Raw genomic sequence first — 1,624 nt, forward strand, 5'->3', positions numbered from 1 at the left:
AACCCTCCCTTTACTCCCTCTACTCCTGTTAATAGAGTCTTTTGCATAACTAGTATTTTTAAAAAACAACGCGACATAATACGCCGAAAGATGCTCCGCCAGGTTCTCAAGAATGCAATTCAGCTTTCCGCTATAAAGCCTGGTGGAACTGCAGCTAAAAAAGGGCAGACTACTCCCGTTATCGCTTAAAACGGAGTTTTTTATCCGTTAAGCGGCCTCTTTTTTCTGCTTTTGGTTAGCACGAGCCATTGCAAGTAGCGTAACGCTGCAAAGCAGCAAATGGACGTGAACCTTTTTTATTCCACAAACGTTCGGTCGCTCGGCTCCTAAATGAGTTTTTATCATGGAAAAGAATCGCTCGACCGATGTTCGTTGATTGTATATCGACTGCCAGCGCTTCGTGTGGCGCGGCGTTGGCGGGCAGTTTCGCAGGTCTTTTTCAACTTGTATTTTTTTCACCATTCCGTAGTTGCTGGCCGAACACCACTGGCTTCCTTGGACGCAATCTACTTTGCCGCAGACATGAGGGCAACGATATTTTAGTTCTTTTCGTTTGGCATCATAGCCCCAGTACACCATTTCGTAGCCAGCTGAGCAAAGTGGTACACGTTCTTTTGTAAAGCCTTCAGGCGGTTCCTTTTCACCACGCAAATTCATTGGAATAAACGCTTGAGACTGCCTTTGCCAAGCCGCCTGATAAATCTCCTTGGCATCATAGCCTGCGTCCATCAGCCAGTTTTCTACTGGCTGTGAGATGTTGTTCATTAAAGGAAGAGCTTGTGTAGCATCATTGACGTTAGCAGGCGTGGTAATTAGCGCTATAGGCAAGCCGCTTTGCGCATCAACAGCTGCATGAATCTTGTAGCCAAACCAAGAATAGCGTTTTCCATCCGTATCACGTTTGACACCCCATTGTGCATTAGGCGAATTACTCACCTTCTTCTGGCTCTGAGTCTTTTCGTAAGCTTCAATGGCGCTAGAATCGATTGCAATGCTATCTGATGAAATCAACTGCTCTCGTTGAGCTTGCTCTACTTGTTTTTCAAACAAGTCTTGTGCTAATTCAAGGTTGGTAATGGTTTGAAAGAAGCGGCTGAAAGTAGCGCTTGACGGTGTAGTGCCCAAAAAAGCAAAGCCGCAATCATAGCGAAAACGCGGGTCGGTTCGCAAGCGCTCAACTAATTTTACGATGGTAGGAATGCCGCAAAGACGTTGCGCAATCAGCGCACATAACATAGCTTCGGCAGAATAGCCCTTGGGACCGCTTTTTCCAGCTGGACGATCCAGCTTTGATAAAACGGGGGTGACATCAATATTGGACAGAACTTGAAACAAGCGAGTGGATTCATCATATTGCATCAATGTTTCAAAGGAAAACAACAAGGTTTGTCGAATCATAATAGTGACTTCACCGTCCTTTGCGTAAGGTTAGGGTAGCACTTACTGATTCGCATTTGTGGGGGTGAAGTCCTTTTTATTGCCTAAAAACCTTTTGATTTTTCTAGGGTTCGAGAATATGAAAATCACTCAATAACATAACGATGAAACGAATTTTGATTATTAATTTGGCTTTTATTGGCGATGTGCTTTTATCGACGCCTGTTGCCAGGGCGTTGCGCCAGGC

At 45.0% G+C, this 1,624-nt stretch carries 2 protein-coding genes; one reads left to right on the plus strand and one right to left on the minus strand.

Features of this window, described 5'->3' with window-relative positions:
- Positions 1-189, plus strand: a 189-nt coding sequence (locus C508_RS20620) for a hypothetical protein (RefSeq protein WP_039797821.1), incomplete at its 5' end; no start/stop codon positions are given.
- Positions 190-207: 18 nt separating this feature from the next.
- Here C508_RS20620 and C508_RS0117345 read toward each other — a convergent pair.
- Positions 208-1,398 carry an IS5/IS1182 family transposase gene (locus C508_RS0117345; protein ID WP_018704830.1) on the minus strand — a complete coding sequence of 397 codons (1,191 nt, stop codon included), beginning with the start codon at positions 1,396-1,398 and terminating at the stop codon, positions 208-210.
- Positions 1,399-1,624: the final 226 nt, after the last annotated feature.

It is taken from the genome of Anaeromusa acidaminophila DSM 3853, from assembly GCF_000374545.1.
In the GTDB taxonomy this organism is placed as follows: Bacteria; Bacillota; Negativicutes; order Anaeromusales; family Anaeromusaceae; genus Anaeromusa; species Anaeromusa acidaminophila.